Origin of the sequence: Pseudomonas sp. TWI929 (genome assembly GCF_039673335.1) — a bacterium.
Classification (GTDB): domain Bacteria; phylum Pseudomonadota; class Gammaproteobacteria; order Pseudomonadales; family Pseudomonadaceae; genus Aquipseudomonas.
Map to the genome: position 1 here is coordinate 235,174 of NZ_JBDJLK010000001.1, position 17,392 is coordinate 252,565.

13 protein-coding genes are annotated in these 17,392 nt (G+C 65.6%); 11 read left to right on the forward strand and 2 right to left on the reverse strand.

Features of this window, described 5'->3' with window-relative positions; translation table 11 throughout:
- Positions 1-5: 5 nt before the first annotated feature.
- From ABE456_RS01100 to ABE456_RS01140, 9 genes are all read left to right on the forward strand, one after another.
- On the forward strand, positions 6-1,625 hold the full coding sequence (locus ABE456_RS01100; protein ID WP_346642326.1) for an ABC transporter substrate-binding protein: 1,620 nt from the start codon (positions 6-8) through the stop codon (positions 1,623-1,625).
- Entirely contained in the window at positions 1,622-2,572 is a 951-nt protein-coding gene (locus tag ABE456_RS01105; protein ID WP_346642327.1) for an ABC transporter permease, read from the forward strand. Before ABE456_RS01100 ends, ABE456_RS01105 begins: the two co-directional genes overlap by 4 nt.
- 1 nt (position 2,573) lies before the next feature.
- Positions 2,574-3,488 (forward strand): ABC transporter permease, encoded by a 915-nt coding sequence (locus tag ABE456_RS01110; protein WP_346642328.1) that lies wholly within the window; start codon positions 2,574-2,576, stop codon positions 3,486-3,488.
- Positions 3,485-5,104: an ABC transporter ATP-binding protein gene (locus tag ABE456_RS01115; RefSeq protein WP_346642329.1), complete on the forward strand. Its 1,620-nt coding sequence runs from the start codon at positions 3,485-3,487 to the stop codon at positions 5,102-5,104. The genes ABE456_RS01110 and ABE456_RS01115 overlap by 4 nt, the downstream gene beginning before the upstream one ends.
- A gap of 72 nt (positions 5,105-5,176) precedes the next feature.
- Entirely contained in the window at positions 5,177-6,511 is a 1,335-nt protein-coding gene (locus tag ABE456_RS01120) for an LLM class flavin-dependent oxidoreductase (protein WP_346642330.1), read from the forward strand.
- A 31-nt stretch (positions 6,512-6,542) separates the two neighbouring features.
- Positions 6,543-7,643 (forward strand): LLM class flavin-dependent oxidoreductase, encoded by a 1,101-nt coding sequence (locus ABE456_RS01125; protein WP_346642331.1) that lies wholly within the window; start codon positions 6,543-6,545, stop codon positions 7,641-7,643.
- A gap of 298 nt (positions 7,644-7,941) precedes the next feature.
- Entirely contained in the window at positions 7,942-9,504 is a 1,563-nt protein-coding gene (locus ABE456_RS01130) for an FAD-dependent oxidoreductase (RefSeq protein WP_346642332.1), read from the forward strand.
- A 19-nt stretch (positions 9,505-9,523) separates the two neighbouring features.
- Positions 9,524-10,018, forward strand: coding sequence for a RidA family protein (locus ABE456_RS01135; RefSeq protein WP_346642333.1), 495 nt, complete (start codon positions 9,524-9,526; stop codon positions 10,016-10,018).
- A 34-nt stretch (positions 10,019-10,052) separates the two neighbouring features.
- Positions 10,053-12,464, forward strand: a complete 2,412-nt coding sequence (locus ABE456_RS01140; RefSeq protein WP_346642334.1) for a TonB-dependent receptor — start codon at positions 10,053-10,055, stop codon at positions 12,462-12,464.
- 34 nt (positions 12,465-12,498) lie between these two features.
- On the opposite strand, the gene ABE456_RS01145 is transcribed toward ABE456_RS01140, so the two are convergent.
- On the reverse strand, positions 12,499-13,818 hold the full coding sequence (locus ABE456_RS01145; protein ID WP_346642335.1) for an LLM class flavin-dependent oxidoreductase: 1,320 nt from the start codon (positions 13,816-13,818) through the stop codon (positions 12,499-12,501).
- A gap of 11 nt (positions 13,819-13,829) precedes the next feature.
- Complete coding sequence (locus tag ABE456_RS01150; RefSeq protein ID WP_346642336.1) at positions 13,830-14,783, reverse strand: ABC transporter substrate-binding protein; 954 nt, start codon at positions 14,781-14,783, stop codon at positions 13,830-13,832.
- Positions 14,784-15,078: 295 nt separating this feature from the next.
- Here ABE456_RS01150 and ABE456_RS01155 point away from each other — a divergent pair, with 295 nt between their 5' ends.
- Together ABE456_RS01155 and ABE456_RS01160 are read left to right on the forward strand one after the other, a co-directional pair.
- The gene (locus tag ABE456_RS01155) at positions 15,079-15,687 is read left to right on the forward strand and encodes a cysteine dioxygenase (RefSeq protein WP_346642337.1); all 609 of its coding nucleotides are present in this window, start codon (positions 15,079-15,081) and stop codon (positions 15,685-15,687) included.
- The gene (locus ABE456_RS01160; protein ID WP_346642338.1) at positions 15,684-17,267 is read left to right on the forward strand and encodes a rhodanese-related sulfurtransferase; all 1,584 of its coding nucleotides are present in this window, start codon (positions 15,684-15,686) and stop codon (positions 17,265-17,267) included. Before ABE456_RS01155 ends, ABE456_RS01160 begins: the two co-directional genes overlap by 4 nt.
- Positions 17,268-17,392: the final 125 nt, after the last annotated feature.

Consider the following 17,392-nt stretch of genomic DNA (forward strand, 5'->3'; position numbering starts at 1 on the left):
ACCCCATGCCCCCACTGCACCGCCTGTTCGCCATCGGCTCCCTGGCCCTGGCCCTCACCGCCTGCTCGCCCGCCGACAACAGCAACACCAGCAAAACCCTCAGCGTTGCCTTCTGGGGCGACAACACCACCCTGGTCAGCGTCGACCCCTTCCAGGTCTACTGGCTGGAACACCGCGTGCTGCTGCGCAACGTCGCTGAATCCCTCACCGACCAGGACCCGGACAGCGGGCACATCATCCCCTGGCTGGCGAAAAGCTGGGAGATCAGTGCCGACGCCCTGAACTACACCTTCCACCTGCGCCAGGACGTCACGTTCAGCAATGGCGAGCGCTTCGATGCACACGCCGTGAAAGCTGCCTTTGACAGCAACAAAGCCTTCGCCACCCAGTTGCCTGCCACCTTTGGTGCCACCTACCTCGCCGGCTACGACCACGCAGAGGTCATCGACGACTTCACCGTGCGGCTGGTGCTGTCACGGCCCAATGCAGGCTTCCTGCAAGCTACTTCCACCACCAATCTGGCGATCCTCGCCCCGGCCTCGTACCAGCTGACCGCGCAAGAACGTTCGCTGGGCAAAATCATCGGTACCGGCCCGTTCATCCTCGACCACTACACCCCCGAGGTCGGCGCACGCCTGGTCAAGCGTACCGACTACGCCTGGCCGTCGGCCAACATGCGCAACCAGGGCCCTGCACACGTGGAGGCCGTGGACATCAGCTACATCCCCGAAGAAAGCGTGCGCAATGGCCTGTTCCTGCAGGGCAAGGCCGACATCCTGTGGCCACGCAACCCGTTCTCGGAAGTCGACCTCAAGCTGTTCCAGTCCAAGGGCGCGACCATCCAGAGCCGCTCGCTGCCAGGCCCGGCGCTGAACCTCTACCCCAACACCCGCAACGACCGCCTGCTGGCCGACCGCCAGGTGCGCCTTGCGCTGCAGAAAGCCATCGATCGCACCAGCTACGCGCACACCGTGTACAACGCAGCGTTCCCGGTGGTGAGCGGCGTGTATGACGTCACCACGCCGTATTTCAAACCCCAGGCCAGCAAGCTTGCCTATGACCCCAAAGGCGCCGAGCAACTGCTTGACGCCGCCGGCTGGCACAAGGGTGAGGATGGCTACCGCCACAAGAACGGCCAGCGCCTGACCCTGCGCTACAACCTCACGCCGGCCGAAAGCGCCGGAGACGTGCTGGTCCAGGACCAACTGCGCAAGGTCGGTATCGATCTCAAGCTGAATGTGCTGACCCGTGCCGAATGGGTTGCTGGCAACGCAGCCGGCACTTATGACCTGACCTCCACCTACATGACCCGCGCCGACCCGATCATCCTGCAGACCATCCTCGACCCCCGCTCGGCCAACAGCGCCACGGTAGCCACCAACACCTACGAGCCACACACACTGGCCAAGGCCCAGGTACTGTTTGACAACGGCATCACCGCCACCGCCGATCCGCAACGGGCTCAAGCCTATGGCCAGCTGCAGGACCTGCTGATCGACGAAGCCTCAGCGTTCCCGCTGTACGAGCGCGTCTGGCAGGCCGCCACCGCGCCGCAGGTCAAGGACTTCCGCTGGACCGCAGAAGGCATCGCCTTGTTCAGCGACATCCAGGTCGGCCAGCCATGAAGCGCTACCTGACCGGCCGCATCGGCCAGGCACTGCTGGTGCTGTGGGGCGCCTACACGATCACCTATTTCATTCTCTACCTGCTACCCGGCGACACCCTGGCGATCATGCTCAGCGCCTCCGGCATGGAGGCCGACGGCCTGTCACCCGAGGACCTGGCCAAGGCCCGCGCCTACTACGGGCTGGACAAAGGGCTGTTCGAGCAGTATTTCGACCTGCTGTGGCGCGCGTTGCACGGCGACCTGGGGCAGTCGCTGTCACTGGGGCGGCCGGTCACCGCGCTGCTGGCCGAGCGCCTGCCGCAAACCTTGGCGCTGGCTGGCTCTGCCATCGTGCTGTCGTTGCTGGCCGGGGTCGGTCTGGCCTACCTGACCGCTTACCTGCAATGGCGACCGCTGAAGACGGCACTTGCCCGTCTGCCCTCGCTGGGCTTTTCGGTGCCGGTGTTCTGGATGGGCCTGCTGCTGATCCAGGTGTTCGCCTTCGCCCTGGGCTGGTTCCCGGCTACCGGTAGCCAGGGCCTTGCCAGCCTGGTGCTGCCGGCGATCACCTTGGCGATACCCAGCGCCGCCGTATACGCCCAGGTGTTGCAACGCGGCTTCCAGGGGGTGTGGCAGGAACCGTACATCACCACCGCCTTCGCCAAAGGCCTGAGCAGGGCCCAGGTACAGGCCCGTCACGGCCTGCGCAACGCCGCCTTGCCGCTGCTGACCCTGGTCGGCCTGCAGGTCGGTAACACGGTGTCCGGCGCAGTGCTGGTGGAGACCATCTTCTCGCGTAACGGCGTCGGCCGCCTGGCGCAGGAGGCCGTGTTGCGCCAGGACATCCCGGTAGTGCTGGCGATCGTCGCGGCATCGGCCACCGCGTTCGTGGTGGTCAACCTGATCGTCGACTTGCTCTACCCCTACCTCGACCCGCGCATCACCCATACGGCCAAGGTGAACTGAGATGACCATCGATATCCCCCTGACCCCGGGCGACACTGCGCCTGCCGGCGACGAGGCACGCCCTGCGGTCACCTGGAAGCGTCGCACACGCTTGCAGCGCGCACAGCAAACCTTGATCCCGTTGCTGCGCCGGCCCGGCTTCAGCCTGGCGCTGCTGATCGTGCTGTTTGCCTTGTTCGCCGCGCTGGCACCACAACTGCTGACCAGCTACGACCCTTATGCCACTTCGCCCGCCGACAAGCTCAGCGCCCCCGGCCTGGTGCACTGGTTCGGCACTGACGAGCTGGGCCGCGACCTTTACACCCGGGTGGTGTACGGCGCACGCCTGTCGGTGATGGCCGCACTGCTGGCGGTGGCCATCGCCCTGTTCGGTGGCCTTGGTCTTGGTGTACTGGCTGGTTTTGCCGGTGGGCGCGTCGATGCTGCGCTGATGCGCCTGATCGACGTGTTGCTGGCCCTGCCCGGCCTGCTACTGGCGCTGGCCATCGTCACTGCCATCGGCTTCGGCACGGTGCCTGTGGCCGTCGCCGTGGGCGTCGGGATCATCCCGGGCTTCGCCCGCACCACCCGGGCCGAAGTGCTGCGGATCAAAACCCTGCCCTACGTCGAAGCCGCACGCCTGGGAGGCGCCAGTTGGGCGCGCACGCTGCTGCGCCACGTGCTGCCCAACGCCTGGGGCCCGGTGGCGGTGCTCGCCACCCTGGACTTCGGCGCCGCCATCCTGGCCACCGCCGGGCTCAGCTTTCTAGGCTTCGGCGCGGCTCCACCAGCAGCGGAATGGGGCACGCTGATCGCCAACGGCCGCCACTTCCTCATCACTGCGCCTTGGGTATCCCTGCTGCCGGGGCTATTCGTGGTGGCCGTGGTGTTCAGCCTCAACCACCTGGCGCGCAGCGCCGAGGAGCATGCCCGATGAGCCAGTCGCCCTTGATCGAGGTACGCGACCTGAGTGTCAGCTACGCCTTCGCCGGGCACCGCACCCAGGCGGTGAGCCAGCTGTCGTTCAACCTGGCCCAAGGCGAAACCCTGGCTATCGTCGGCGAGTCCGGTTCAGGAAAATCGACCCTGGCCAACGCCCTGCTCGGCCTGCTGCCGGACAATGCCCACATCGACCAGGGCCAGCTGTGGGTCGACGGCGTCGATGTGGCCCAAGCCGACGAGCGCACCAAGCGCCAGTTGCGCGGGCGTACCGTCGGCCTGGTGCCGCAGGACCCTATGGTCAGCCTCAACCCCACCCTGCGCATTGGCCGGCAGATCGCCGAGGCTCTGGTGCTGGCCCGTGGCCGACGCTACCCCGAGGTGGACAGCGAAGTCCTGGCATTGCTGGCCCAGGTTGGCCTGGACGAGCCGCCGCTGCGGGCTCGCCAGTACCCCCACGAATTGTCCGGCGGCATGCGCCAGCGGGTGCTGATCGCCATCGCCCTGGCTGGCGAGCCGCGGCTGATCATTGCCGACGAGCCCACCAGCGCGCTGGATGTAACGGTGCAGCGGCGCATTCTCGACCACCTGCAACAACTGGTGGCCGAGCGTGGCATCTCATTGCTGATCATCACCCATGACCTGGGCATGGCATGCGACCGCGCCGACCGCCTGCTGGTGATGAAGCAGGGCGAGCTCATCGAGCATGCATCCCCCAGGCAAATACTCTGGGGGGCGCAGCACCCCTATACACGTGATCTGCTCAATGCTGCGCCGGCCTTCGTGCCGCGGCGCAGGCCCGGCGAGGTGACGGGCCAGGTGCCGCTGCTGCGCCTGAGCAACGTCGGCAAACGCTTTGCGCTGCCAGGTCAGCACGCCCACTTCACTGCCCTGCATGACCTGAACCTTGAAGTGCACGCCGGTCAGACCCTGGCCATCGTGGGCGAGTCTGGCTCAGGCAAAAGCACAGCGCTGCGTATTGCCCTGGGGCTGGAAAAGCCCAGCCAAGGGCACGTCGAGTTCGCTGGCGATGATGTCAGCGTGTTCAGCTGGCGGCAGTTCCGTCCCCTGCGTCGGCGCATCCAGCTGGTGCAGCAGAACCCATTTGCCGCACTCGACCCGCGTTTCACCGTGTTCGACAGCATCGTCGAGCCGCTGGTGTCATTCGGCCTGCTCAAGGGCCAGGCACTGGAACGCAAGGCCCGCGAACTGATCGCCAGGGTGCACCTGCCGGTGCACTTCCTCGACCGCCTGCCGCGGGAGTTGTCCGGAGGCCAGCGACAGCGGGTGGCCATTGCCCGGGCCCTGGCCCTGGAGCCGGACGTGTTGCTGCTCGACGAACCGGTCAGCGCACTGGACGTATCGGTGCAGGCACAGATCCTCGCCCTGCTGGATGAACTGCAGCGCGAATTGGGCATGGCGTACGTACTGGTCTCCCACGACCTGGCGGTGGTGGCAAGCATGGCCGACCAGGTGCTGGTGCTACGGCGCGGGCAGGTGGTCGAGCAAGGGCCGGCGGTGCAGGTGTTCGGCCAGCCGGCCAGCGCCTACACCCGAGCGCTGATCGAGGCAATACCAGGGCATTCACGCAGCGTGCTGCCCGTGGCGGTTTGACCGTTGTGCCACGCGGCACGGGCGTGCCGCGTGGATCAGACATTGAGGCCTATCTGGCCAGAGGTATTGAACGTGAGCAAACGACAGATCCATCTCGGCGCAATGATCCATGGTGTCGGCCACGGCTGGGGCGAATGGCGTCACCCCAAGGCACTGGCCGACGCCAGCGTCAATTTCGGCTACTACAAGCAACAGGCGCAGCTGGCGGAGGCTGCGAAGTTCGACTTCGCCTTCATTGCCGACAGCCTGCACATCCACGCCCGCTCCAGCCCCCATTACCTCAACCGCTTCGAGCCGCTGACCATTCTCTCAGCGCTGGCAGCTGTCACATCCCACATCGGCCTGGTAGCCACGGTCACGGTCAGCTACACCGAGCCTTTCCAGGTCGCCCGCCAGTTCGCCTCGCTGGACCTGATCAGCGGCGGTCGCGCCGGCTGGAACGTGGTCACCTCGTGGCTCTCGGGTACCGCTGACAACTTCGGCAAGGATGAACACCCACCCCATGCCGTGCGCTACCGCATCGCCCGTGAACATGTCGAAGTAGTCCAGGGCCTGTGGGACTCGTGGGAAGACGACGCCTTCACCCGCAACAAACAGACCGGCGAGTTCTTCGACCCGGCCAAGCTGCACACCCTGGGCCATCAAGGCGAGTTCTTCAAGGTCAAGGGCCCGCTGAACATTCAGCGCTCACCCCAGGGCCAACCGCTGATCTTCCAGGCCGGGGTGTCGGAGGACGGTCGCGATTTCGCCGCGCAGAACGCCGATGCGATCTTCGTCAACCCCGAGTCGTCAAGTGATGCCCGCGCTTATTACCGGGACCTGAAACAGCGCGCCGTCGGCCATGGCCGCGACCCGGACCAACTGTTCATCCTGCCGGGCATCCGCCCCATCGTCGGCCGCGATGAAGCCGAGGTCGAGCGCCGCTACCAGCAGGCCGTAGACCTGGTGAGCATCGAAGACGCCCTGGTCGCCCTGGGCCGGCCGTTCAACGACTATGACTTCAGCCGGCACGACCTGGATGCACCGTTCCCCGACCTGGGCACGCTCGGCGACAACAGCCACAAGGGTACCGCCGACCAGTTGAAACAACTGGCCCGCGACGAGGGCCTGAGCCTGCGCGAAATTGCCTTGCGCTTTTCGCGCCCGCGGCGGGACTTCACCGGTACCCCAGAGCAAGTTGCCGATGCCTTGCAAGACTGGTTCGAGGGCGGCGCCGCCGATGGTTTCATCATCAACTCGTTGCTGCCCGATGGTCTGCAGTACTTCACCGAACTGGTAGTACCCCTGCTGCAGGCGCGCGGCCTGGTGCGCAGCGAGTACACCGGCAGCACTTTGCGCGACAGCTTTGGCCTGAGCGTACCGACCAACCGCAATATCCAACGTCGCAGCCAGACCGCCGTCGCCTGACGGCTGCCCCCTTGAAAAGGAGTTCCACCACATGACCCTCGAATTCATTGGCCTCATCGGCCCCCAGGAAAGCAGTGAATCACAGGCCCCGCGCGGACCACTGGTTGACCTGGAGTTCATCAAGGCCTTCGCCCAGGCCCAGGAATACGCCGGCTTCGACAAGGCCCTGCTGGCGGTCAACACCAGTGCACCGGACTCGATGATCCTGGCCAGCTACGTCGCTGCGCTGACCGAACGCATCGGCCTGCTGGTGGCGCACCGCCCCGGCTTCCAGGCCCCTACCTTCGCCGCCCGCCAGTTCGCCACGCTCGACCAACTGAGCCGCGGACGTGCCTCGATCAACGTGATCACCGGCGGCGACAGCGGCGACCTGCAGCGCGACGGCGACTTCCTCGACAAGGATGCCCGCTACGCCCGCACCGACGAATACCTGGAGGTGCTGCACAATACCTGGACGCAGACCGCGCCGTTCGACCACCACGGGGCGCATTACCGGGTGGAAGACAACCTGACCCTGGTCAAACCCGTGGGCAAGCTGCCAGTCTACTTCTCCGGCGCCTCGGACGCGGCAGTGGAAGTCGCGGCCAGACACGCCGACGTATACATGATGTGGGGTGAGCCGCTGGAACAAGTGCGCGAGCGCATTGCCCAGGTACGCAAGGCCGCTGCCCGATACGGGCGGGAGAATCATATCCGCTTCAGCCTCTCGTTACGGCCGATCCTCGGTGCAACGGAAGAAGAAGCCTGGGCGCGGGCCGAGCGTATCCTGGCCGACGCCCAACAACGCATCGGCATCCGCCAGGGCAACCGCCGCGAGAAGAATTTCGGCAAGAGCAACGCCGGTTCCGAACGCCTGGTGCAGCTGGCCGGCCAGCGAAAGGTGCATGACACCCGGCTGTGGACCGAGATCGCGGCCTTGGGCGGCGGCGCCGGCAACTCCACCTCGCTGGTGGGCACGCCTGAGCAAGTGGCCGAGGCCGCGCTGGCCTACTACGAACTGGGCGTGAGCACCTTCCTGTTTCGTGGGTTCGAGCAGTTGCGCGATGCCGTGGAGTACGGGCAGGAGCTGATTCCGCGGATTCGCCAGCGGGTTGAGCAATTCGAGGCGCAGCGCACGACCCGCACGGCCTAGCACATCATCACCCGTTCGAGCGCCGCCCAGGCGGCGCTCGCTCCATGCCTGATCAGAAATGCACCCCACGGCCTCAAAATCAGCTTTACGCATTTAGTAGTCTTTTCTTTATCAGATATATACATAATTAAGTTAGAACCAAAAAGACTTTCACATCAATCTGAAAGTCCATTAGGTTCTACGTACCGACCCCGACATGGCGGAGGCAAATGGATTTGTGCCAGCCACCGTCGAGCCTTTCACCAGGGCAGCCCAGCTGTTGTGCACATCCGAACCCAACCTTTTCGGAGCATGCGACATGGGATTGTCCCGTAGAGACCTGATCACCCGCCTCGCCGCCATCGGCGGCTATTCGGCAGCCCTCGGCGCGCTGGGGCACAATGCCCTGGCCGCCACCTTCCAACCCCTGCAACTGGCCGCAAACGGCGGCAACGGCAAGCGCGTGGTGATTGTCGGCGCCGGCATTTCCGGCCTGGTGTCCGCCTATGAGCTGCGCAAGGCCGGCTTCTCGGTCACCGTGCTGGAAGCCCGCGAGCGCGTCGGCGGCCGGGTCTGGACCCTGCGCCAGGGCGACCGAATCGAACACAACGACGGCAGTTCGCAAACCGTCGAGTTCGACCCTGGCCATTTCTTCAACGCCGGCGCCGCACGCCTGCCCAGCCATCACCTGACCATCCTTGGCTACTGCCGCGAGCTGGGCGTGGAGTTGCAGGTGCTGGTCAACAGCAGCCGCAACGCCCTGGCCCAGCCAGACCTGGCACGCCCACCGCTGCTGCTGCGCCAGGCGGTCAACGACACCCGCGGGCATTTCAGCGAACTGCTGGCGCGCAGCGTCAGCCGCAACAGCCTCGATGCCGAACTCAGCAGCAGCCAGCGCAAGGCCTTGCTCGAGTTTCTCAAGGTCTACGGCGACCTCGACAGCCAACAGCAATACCGCGGCTCGGTGCGCGCCGGCTACACCCGCTTCGCCGGCGCCGGCGACCAAACCCCGGTGCAGCGCCAGCCGGTGCCCCTGGACCAGTTGCTCGACAGCAACCTGCTGCTGCCGCTGGTGTTCGACGAGATCCCCGAGTTCTCCTCGACCATGTTCCAGCCGGTTGGTGGCATGGACCAGATCCCAAAGGCGTTTTACCGCCAGGTCCAGGACAGCGTGCGCCTGGGCGCCGAAGTGCTGGCGGTGGAGACCGGTGACGCTGGCGCCAAGGTGAAGTGGCGCGACCGCAAGACAGGTCAGCAGCATGTCGAACACGCCGACTACGCCATCGTCACCCTACCCCTGCCGCTGCTGGCCAAGCTGCCGAACAACTTCGACAACGCCTTCAAGCAAGCCATCGCCAGTGCCGAAGGCGACAAGGCCAACAAGGTCGCCTGGCAGGCACCGCGCTTCTGGGAGACCGACTTCCAGATATACGGTGGGCTCAGCTACATCAACCACGAAGCACGCACCCTGTGGTACCCCAGCGACCACCTCAACAGTGCCCAGGGCGTGCTGGTCGCCACCTACAACACGGGTGCGGTGGCCCAGCAGTTCGCCGGCAAATCGCTGCAGGCGCAGATCGCCTCCTCGCGCCAGGCGGTGGAATCGCTGCACCCCGGCCACAGCGCCAAGCTGGGCCGGCCGGTGGTGGTGAACTGGTCGAAGGTCCCATTCAGCGAAGCGCCGTGGATCGTCCACGACGAAGTCGCCCAACCCGGCTACGACCTGCTCAACCAGCCCCAGGGCCGCACCTGGCTGGCCAGCGACGCTCTGGCCCATGGCGGCGTGGGTATCTGGCAAAACAGCGCCGCCGAATCCGCGCGCCGGGTGGTCGGCCTGATCGCCCGCCATACCAGCCAGACCACTCGCGGCGCCGCCGCCTGACCCACAAGGAGCCTTCTCCATGCCTCGTCTTCTTCTGCTTGCCGGAGCCCTCATGTCGCTGACTCTCAACGCCCACGCCGATGGCATCAAGCGTGTCGCCCCACCCGGCTCCAACTTTCCCATCTCGCAACTGGTCACCGTGCCGGCCGGCAGTCAGCTGACGTTCGTCAGCGGCACCCTGCCGGACGTCGCCGACCCCAAGGCGGCCAAGGGCAGCATCACCGCGTTGGGCAATACCGAAACCCAGACCCGCTCGGTGCTGAACAAACTGCGCACGGCACTGCAAAGCCAGGGCCTGGACCTGGGCGACATCGTCCAGCTACGGGTGTTTCTGGTGGGCGACCCGGCCAATGGCGGCGCCCTCGACTTCGCCGGGCTGCAAGCGGCCTACACCGAGTTCTTCGCCACCGCCAAGCAACCCCGCACACCGACCCGCACGGCGATCCAGGTGGTGGCCCTGCCACTGCCGGGCGCGCTGGTGGAAATCGACGCGATCGCAGCCAAGGCGCCGTAAGCGCGCACAGCATGCCAGACAAGGAACTGCGTGCATGAAGCAAGCATTCAAAACTGCCCCCTTTTTCAGCGTGGCCCTGGCCGCCGGCCTGCACACCGCCCCCGCCCTGGCTGGGGAACCAGCCGCTCAGGCCCTTGGCACGGTGATCGTCACCGGCAACCGTGGCAGCGAGAAACGCACCATCACCAGCAGCCCGGTACCCATCGACGTGATCAGTGCCAAGCAATTGCAGGAAACCGGCAAGCCCGGCCTGATGGAGGCGCTCAGCGCCAGCGTACCGTCGCTGACCCTGCCGGAGAAGACCGGCTGGGACGCCAGCGGCATGGCCCGCGCACCGAGCCTGCGTGGCCTCAATGCCGCCCAGGTGCTGGTGCTGGTCAACGGCAAACGCCGCCACACCAGCGCCACCCTGAACATCAGCGGCATCAACGCCGGCGCCGCACCCAGCGACCTCGACCTGATCCCCATCAGTGCCATCGACCACGTCGAGGTACTGCGTGACGGCGCGGCGGCCCAGTATGGCTCTGACGCCATCGCCGGGGTGATCAACGTGATCCTCAAGGCCGACACCAGCGGCACCGCCGTGAGCACTGCGGGCCAGGGCTACGATGGCAAGAAACAGACCGTGCAGCAAAGCCTGAACAAGGGCTTCGAAATCGGCCACGACGGCATTCTCCAACTGGCACTCGACGCCCGCAGCCAGAACGACGACAACAAGGCCAGCGCCAACGGCTACAGCAAGGCCGAAGCCCTCGACCGCGCCGGCAAGGTCACCTATGGCGGCTACGGCACGCCGAAGATCAACCTGTTGACCCTGGGCTACAACGCCGAGCTGCCGCTGCAGGACGACCTGACCCTCTACTCGTTCAGCACCTGGTCGTACCGCAAGGCCGAACAGGGCCAGAACTTCCGACTGCCGACCATCGTCAACACCATCACCACCGGGCCGAACGGGCGCCCGTCCGGCTACACACCCACCTGGTACATCGAGGAATACGACTACCAGGCGGCCTTCGGCGCCAGAGGCCTTGTCGGCGAATGGGACTGGGACCTGTCCAGCACCTACGGGCGCAACCAGGCCGAACAGGGCACCTGGAACAACCAGAACCCCTCGCTGGGCGAAGCCACACCCGACCATTTCGAGTCCGGCACCTGGGTCAGCTCGCAACTGACCAGCAACCTCGACCTGCACCGCAGCTTCGAGGTGGGCCTGGCCAAGCCGCTGGACTTCTCCTGGGGCCTGGAGCAGCGCCGCGATACCTACCAGGTGCAAGCTGGCGATTGGGCCAGCTGGGCCGATGGCGGCTACTGCGCGGCGCCGGGCAACTGCGCGGCCTCCGGCGCCCAGGTCACCAACGGTATCTCACCGGCCGAAGCCAGCAGCGCCAGCCGCAACAGCTACGCCGGCTACCTGGACGTGGGCTTCAACCCGCTGCCGCAGTGGTACTGGGGCGCGGCCCTGCGCTACGAGCACTACGACCGCGGCATCGGCGCCACCCGCAGCGGCAAGCTGACCACCCGCTACGAGCTGACACCCGAGCTGGCCGTGCGGGCCACGGTGAGCAACGGCTTCCGTGCGCCGTCATTGGCCAACAGCCTGTTCAGCGCCCGCTCCACCACCTACGGGGTGGTCGATGGTGTGTACCAGTCGATCAACTATGGCGTGCTGCCGGTGGACTCGGCCGCTGCCAAGGCCCTGGGCGCCGAAGCGCTGAAGCCGGAAAAGTCCACCAACTACAGCCTCGGGCTGGCCTGGCAGCCCAGCGAGCGCCTGGCCTTCACCGCCGACGCCTACCTGATCAACGTGCGCGACCGCATCACCCTGACCGGGACCCTGCTCGGCCCGGAAGTGACCCAGACCCTGCTGGCCAACGGCATCGACTCGACCTCGGGCGGCCAGTACTTCACAAACGGCGCCGACACCCGCACCAAGGGCCTGGACCTGGTGGGCAGCTACGACCAGAACCTGGGCGGTGCCGGCAGCGTGAAGTGGACGGCAGCGTTCAACTGGAACGACACCGAGATCCTCGACTACAAGGAAAGCGTGAACATCCTCGGCACACCCTATGAGTTGATGAACCGCCAGGCACGCAACTTCCTCACTGATGTGCAGCCGCACACCAAGCTGATTCTCGGTAGCAACTGGCGCCTGGACCGCTACCGGGTCAACCTTGGGCTGACCCGCTACGGCTCCTGGCGCGAGGTGAACGCGGCCAATGACCGCTCGCTGGACCGCGAGTACAAGGCGCGCTGGATCACCGACCTGGACGTGGGCTACCAGTTGACCAAGGATCTGGAACTGGCGATAGGGGCACGCAACCTGTTCGATGTGTACCCCGAGCGCCAGGCACCGAGCAGCAAGACCATGGTCAAGGGGTACGGGGTGTATTCGCCGTATGGGTTCACTGGGGGCTATTACTTCGGGCGGGTGACCTACAACTTCTAACAGGGTCGGGGACTGCACGGCAGCCCCCGACGATCTAGCGGCTGAAGCGCGGAATCGGCAACCCCAGGCTCTCGCGCAAGGTGCTGCCCTCATACGCCGTGCGGTAAACCCCCCGTTCCTGCAACAGCGGCACCACCTCTTCGGTAAACCGGCGGAACTGCCCGGGGTGGCCGATGTAGATGTTGAACCCGTCCAGCGCCCGCGCCTCGAACCACTCGGCCATCTTCGCCGCCACGGTCTGCGCCGAACCGACGAAAGCTCCCGGGCGCAACTGGCGGCCGAATTCGACTGCCTGGCGCAGGCTGAAACCCTTGTCCCGGGCCTGGTCGGCGATCCGCTTGGCGTTGGTGAAGAAACTGCTGCGGGCGAACTCCAGGCTCTCTTGGGGGAACGGCGCATCGAGGTCGTACTGGCTGAAATCATGCCAACCGAAATTGCGCCCGAATTCCTTCAGTGCCAGTTCGAAGCTGTGATCGGCCTGGTGGTAGTGGCGTTCGATCTCACGGGCATGCTCGTCGCTGTCGCCCACATAAATTTCCGCCCCCGGCAGCACCAGCAACTGCTCCGGGTCACGCCCCAGGCGCGCGGCCCGGGCCTTGATATCGCGGTAGAACGCCTGGCCCTGCTCGATGCTGGCGGCGTGGGTGAACACCACGTCGGCGGTGGCGGCCCCGAGTTCGCGGCCCTGTTCGGAATCGCCCGCCTGGAAGATCACCGGCTGGCCCTGGGGCGAACGCTGGATGTTCAGCGGCCCGACCACCGAGAAGTGCTCGCCCTTGTGGTCGAGGGCGTGCAGCTTGGCCGGGTCGAGGAAGCGGCCACTGGCGCGGTCGCGCAGGAAGGCATCGTCCTCGTACGAATGCCACAGGCCTTGCACCACCTGCACATGTTCCTGGGCCCGGGCATAGCGGGTGTCGTAGTCGTAGTGCTCGTCCAGCCCGTAGTTGCCGGCGGTGCCGGCATCGCCGCTGGTGACCACGTTCCAGCCGGCGCGGCCCTTGCTGATCAGGTCCAGCGAGGCCAGCCGGCGGGCAACGTTGAACGGTGCGTTGTAGGAGGTGGTCAGGGTACCGACCAGGCCGAGATGACGGGTGCTGACCGCCAGCGCCGACAGCAGGGTCAGCGGCTCCAGGCGGTTGAGGTAGTGCGAGGGTGAGCCAGGGGTGATGAACTGGCTGTCGACGATGAACATCAGGTCGAACAGCGCCGCCTCGGCCTGGCGGGCGATGTCGATGTACCAGTCGATGTTGACGCTGGCGTCGGCCGGCAGCTCGGGGTCGAGCCACAGGTTGTGCCGACCGGGGCCGCCGCAGCCCATGGTCAGGGCGCCGAGTTTGATCTGTCGTTTGCTCATGGGGAATCCTTTCAATGGCTGCTGGCAACGGGCGCCTGGAAGGCCGCGCCAAACGAGGTGTCGAACAGGTTCGCCGCCGGGTAGGCCTTGATCAGGCCAAGGTCGGCGAAGAAGTCCACGGTCTTCTGCGCATCGACAATCACCTGCGGGTTCAGCGGCGCCAGGTCGGTGCGCGCACGGGCGAACCAGGCGCGGGCGATGTCGCGGTCGGCACGGGTGCGCTGGGCCCAGGCGTCGGCGTAGGCCTCGGTGTTGGCCGCATCGTTCAAGGTCCAGTCACGGGCTTTCTTCAGGCGCTGCAGGAAGTCGGCGATCTGCGCGCGCTTCTGCTCCACGGCCTTGCTGTTGGCCACCACGAAGCTTTGCGCCGGGATCACACCTTCGGCGGTGGCCAGCACACGGGCGCCCTGGCGCTCCTGCTGGGTGACGTAAGGCTCCCAGGTGGCAATCACGTCTACCGAGCCGCCATCCAGGGCGTGGGAGGCATCCAGGGCGCTGAGGTAGCGCAACTCCAGGGCATCGCGGGGCACGCCAGCCTTGTCCAGGGCGCTGAACAGCAGTTGCTGGCTCCACGAGCCCTTCCAGATTGCCGCACGCTTGCCACGCAGGTCCTGCAGGCTGTGGATCGACGACTCCTTGCGCGCCAGGATGGCCACGCCCTCGAGGTTCTGCCGGCTGACCGCTATCACCTTGATCGGGGCCCCCAGGGCACCGAGGAACAGCGGTGGCGCGTCACCGAGCAGGCCAATGTCGAGGCTGCCGACGTTGAGCGCCTCGGCCACCGGCGAGCCGGCGGTGAACTGCTTCCATTCCAGGGTGTAAGGCAGGTCGTCGAGCACGCCAGCCGCTTCCATCACCGCGCGGGCGTTGTAGCTCTGGTCACCTACCACCAGGGTCTGGGCGGCGGCGGCAAGGCTGAAGGTGGTGGCCAGCAGCGTGGCGGCCAGGTGTTTGATGTAGCGCACGTTCGTCTCCAATTACCCGCCTGGGGTAGATGAGGCGATCCGCGCGTGCGGTCTCGTCCGGGTCTTTTATAGCCCTAAGGCATTAATTAAGTGTTTTTTATAATTTAAATCTTATTTTTCAGTCTGTGAAATGCAGATTAGGCATAACCTCATGCCTTTGGCTGACGCCATTTCAAAACAGAACGCCTCACCTGTAAATGCATTATTTGCATATTAGCTTATTATCATTTTGCATTTTGAGAATAGAAAAGAGATTTGCTAGGGTTAACTCAAACCCGAAAGCCGAGCCTGATCCATGACCCAGAACCTGCGCCCGGAGCGCTTGCGCCATTTCATCGACCGCCTCGCCGCGCTGCTCGACCAGCAGCCTGACGAAGCCACCCTGCTCGACCGCGGCCAGCAACTGCTGGCCGAGCTGGTTGCCCACGACGACTGGCTGCCCGACGACCTCGCCCAGCCCGACCCGCAGCGTTATCAGCAGTACCTGTTGCATTGCGACTCGCGCCAGCGCTTCTCCGTGGTGAGTTTTGTCTGGGGGCCGGGCCAGCAGACGCCGGTCCATGACCACCGGGTCTGGGGCCTGATCGGCATGCTGCGCGGCGCCGAGCTTGCGCAAGGTTTCCTGCGCGACGCCAAGGGTGCACTGTCGCCGCACGGCCCATCGGTGCGCCTGGTGCCTGGCCAGGTGGAAGCGGTGTCGCCGCGTATCGGCGACATTCATCAAGTCAGCAATGCCTTCGCCGACCAGGTATCGATCAGCATCCACGTCTACGGCGGCAACATCGGCGCGGTCAAGCGCGCTGTATACGCCCTAGACGGCAGCGAGAAACCGTTCATTTCCGGCTATTCCAACACCCACCTGCCCAACATCTGGGACCTGTCCAAAGAGAACCCTGCCCGATGAGCACCGTCACCACCCGCCACTACCGCGACATCCGCCACGCCCTGCTGGCCCGGGAGGAACTGGCCCTGATCGACGTGCGCGAAGAAGACCCGTTTGCCCAGGACCACCCACTCTTCGCCGTCAACATTCCCCTGTCGAAACTGGAGCTGGAGGTGCTCGCCCGGGTGCCGCGGGCAGACACCGCCATCACCGTCTACGACAATGGCGAAGGCCTCGCCGCCGTATCCGCGCAGCGCCTGTTGGCACTGGGCTACAGCGACGTAGCCGTCCTCGACGGCGGCCTTGCCGGCTGGCGCGCTGCCGGTGGCGAGCTGTTCCGCGACGTCAACGTACCAAGCAAGGCCTTCGGCGAACTGGTGGAGAGCGTGCGCCACACGCCGTCGCTGGCCGCCGAGCAGGTGCAGGCGCTGCTGGATGAAAAGGCCGACGTGGTGGTGCTGGATGCCCGCCGTTTCGACGAATACCAGACAATGAGCATCCCAGGCGGCATCAGCGTGCCCGGCGCCGAACTGGTGCTGCGCGTGGCCGAACTGGCGCCGGACCCAAGCACCCAGGTGATCGTCAATTGTGCCGGGCGTACCCGCAGCATCATCGGTACCCAGTCACTGGTCAACGCAGGCATCCCCAACCCGGTGGCGGCCCTGCGCAACGGCACTATCGGCTGGACCCTGGCCGGCCAACAACTGGCCCACGGTCAGCAGCGACGCTTCACCGAAGTTGGCGCCGACACCCGCGCCAATGCCGGGCACCAGGCCCGAGCAGTGGCCGACCGTGCCGGGGTCCTGCGACTGGACCGCGCCGGACTGGCGCAATGGCAGGCCGAAGCCAGCCGCACCACCTACCTGTTCGACGTGCGCACGCCCGAGGAATACAGCACCGGGCACCTGCCTGGTAGCCGTTCGGTGCCGGGTGGTCAGCTGGTGCAGGAAACCGACCATGTGGCAAGCGTGCGCGGGGCGCGCATCGTGCTGGTGGATGACGACGGTGTACGCGCCAACATGAGCGCCTCGTGGCTGGCACAGATGGGTTGGCAAGTAGCCGTGCTCGATGGTTTGTCTCAGGCAGACTTCAACAACACAGGTGAATGGCAGCCGCCACTGCCCGAACTGCCTGCGGCTAAAGAGATCAGTGTCGAGCAACTGTCCAGTTGGCTCCAGCAAGACGGCACTGTGCTTCTGGACTTCACCACCAGCGCTAACTACGTCAAGCGCCATATCCCCGGTGCCCACTGGGCAATCCGCGCACAGCTGGCGCAAGTACTGGAACGTCTGCCCCAGGCCAGCCGCTTCGTGCTGACCTGCGGCAGCAGCCTGCTAGCGCGCTTCGCCGCCCGCGACCTACAGGCCCTGACGCGCACCCCGGTGTACCTGCTCGAAGGCGGTACCGCACGCTGGATCGCTGCCGGTCAACCGCTGGAAACCGGCGAAACACAGCTTGCCGTACCCCGCAGCGACCGCTACCGGCGCCCGTACGAGGGTACGGACAATCCCCGCGAGGCGATGCAGGGGTATCTGGACTGGGAGTTTGGTCTGATCGCCCAACTCGAGCGCGATGGCACCCATGGGTTCAAGGTGCTCTGAACCTGAACAAGTGACAGTCCGTTCTGGATCGATAGCAGCCCATAGTGAACGGCTGCTAACGACCCAGGCTGTGGGCCAAGTCGGACAACGCGCTTCTATGCGAATTCTGGATAAGCTCGGCTACT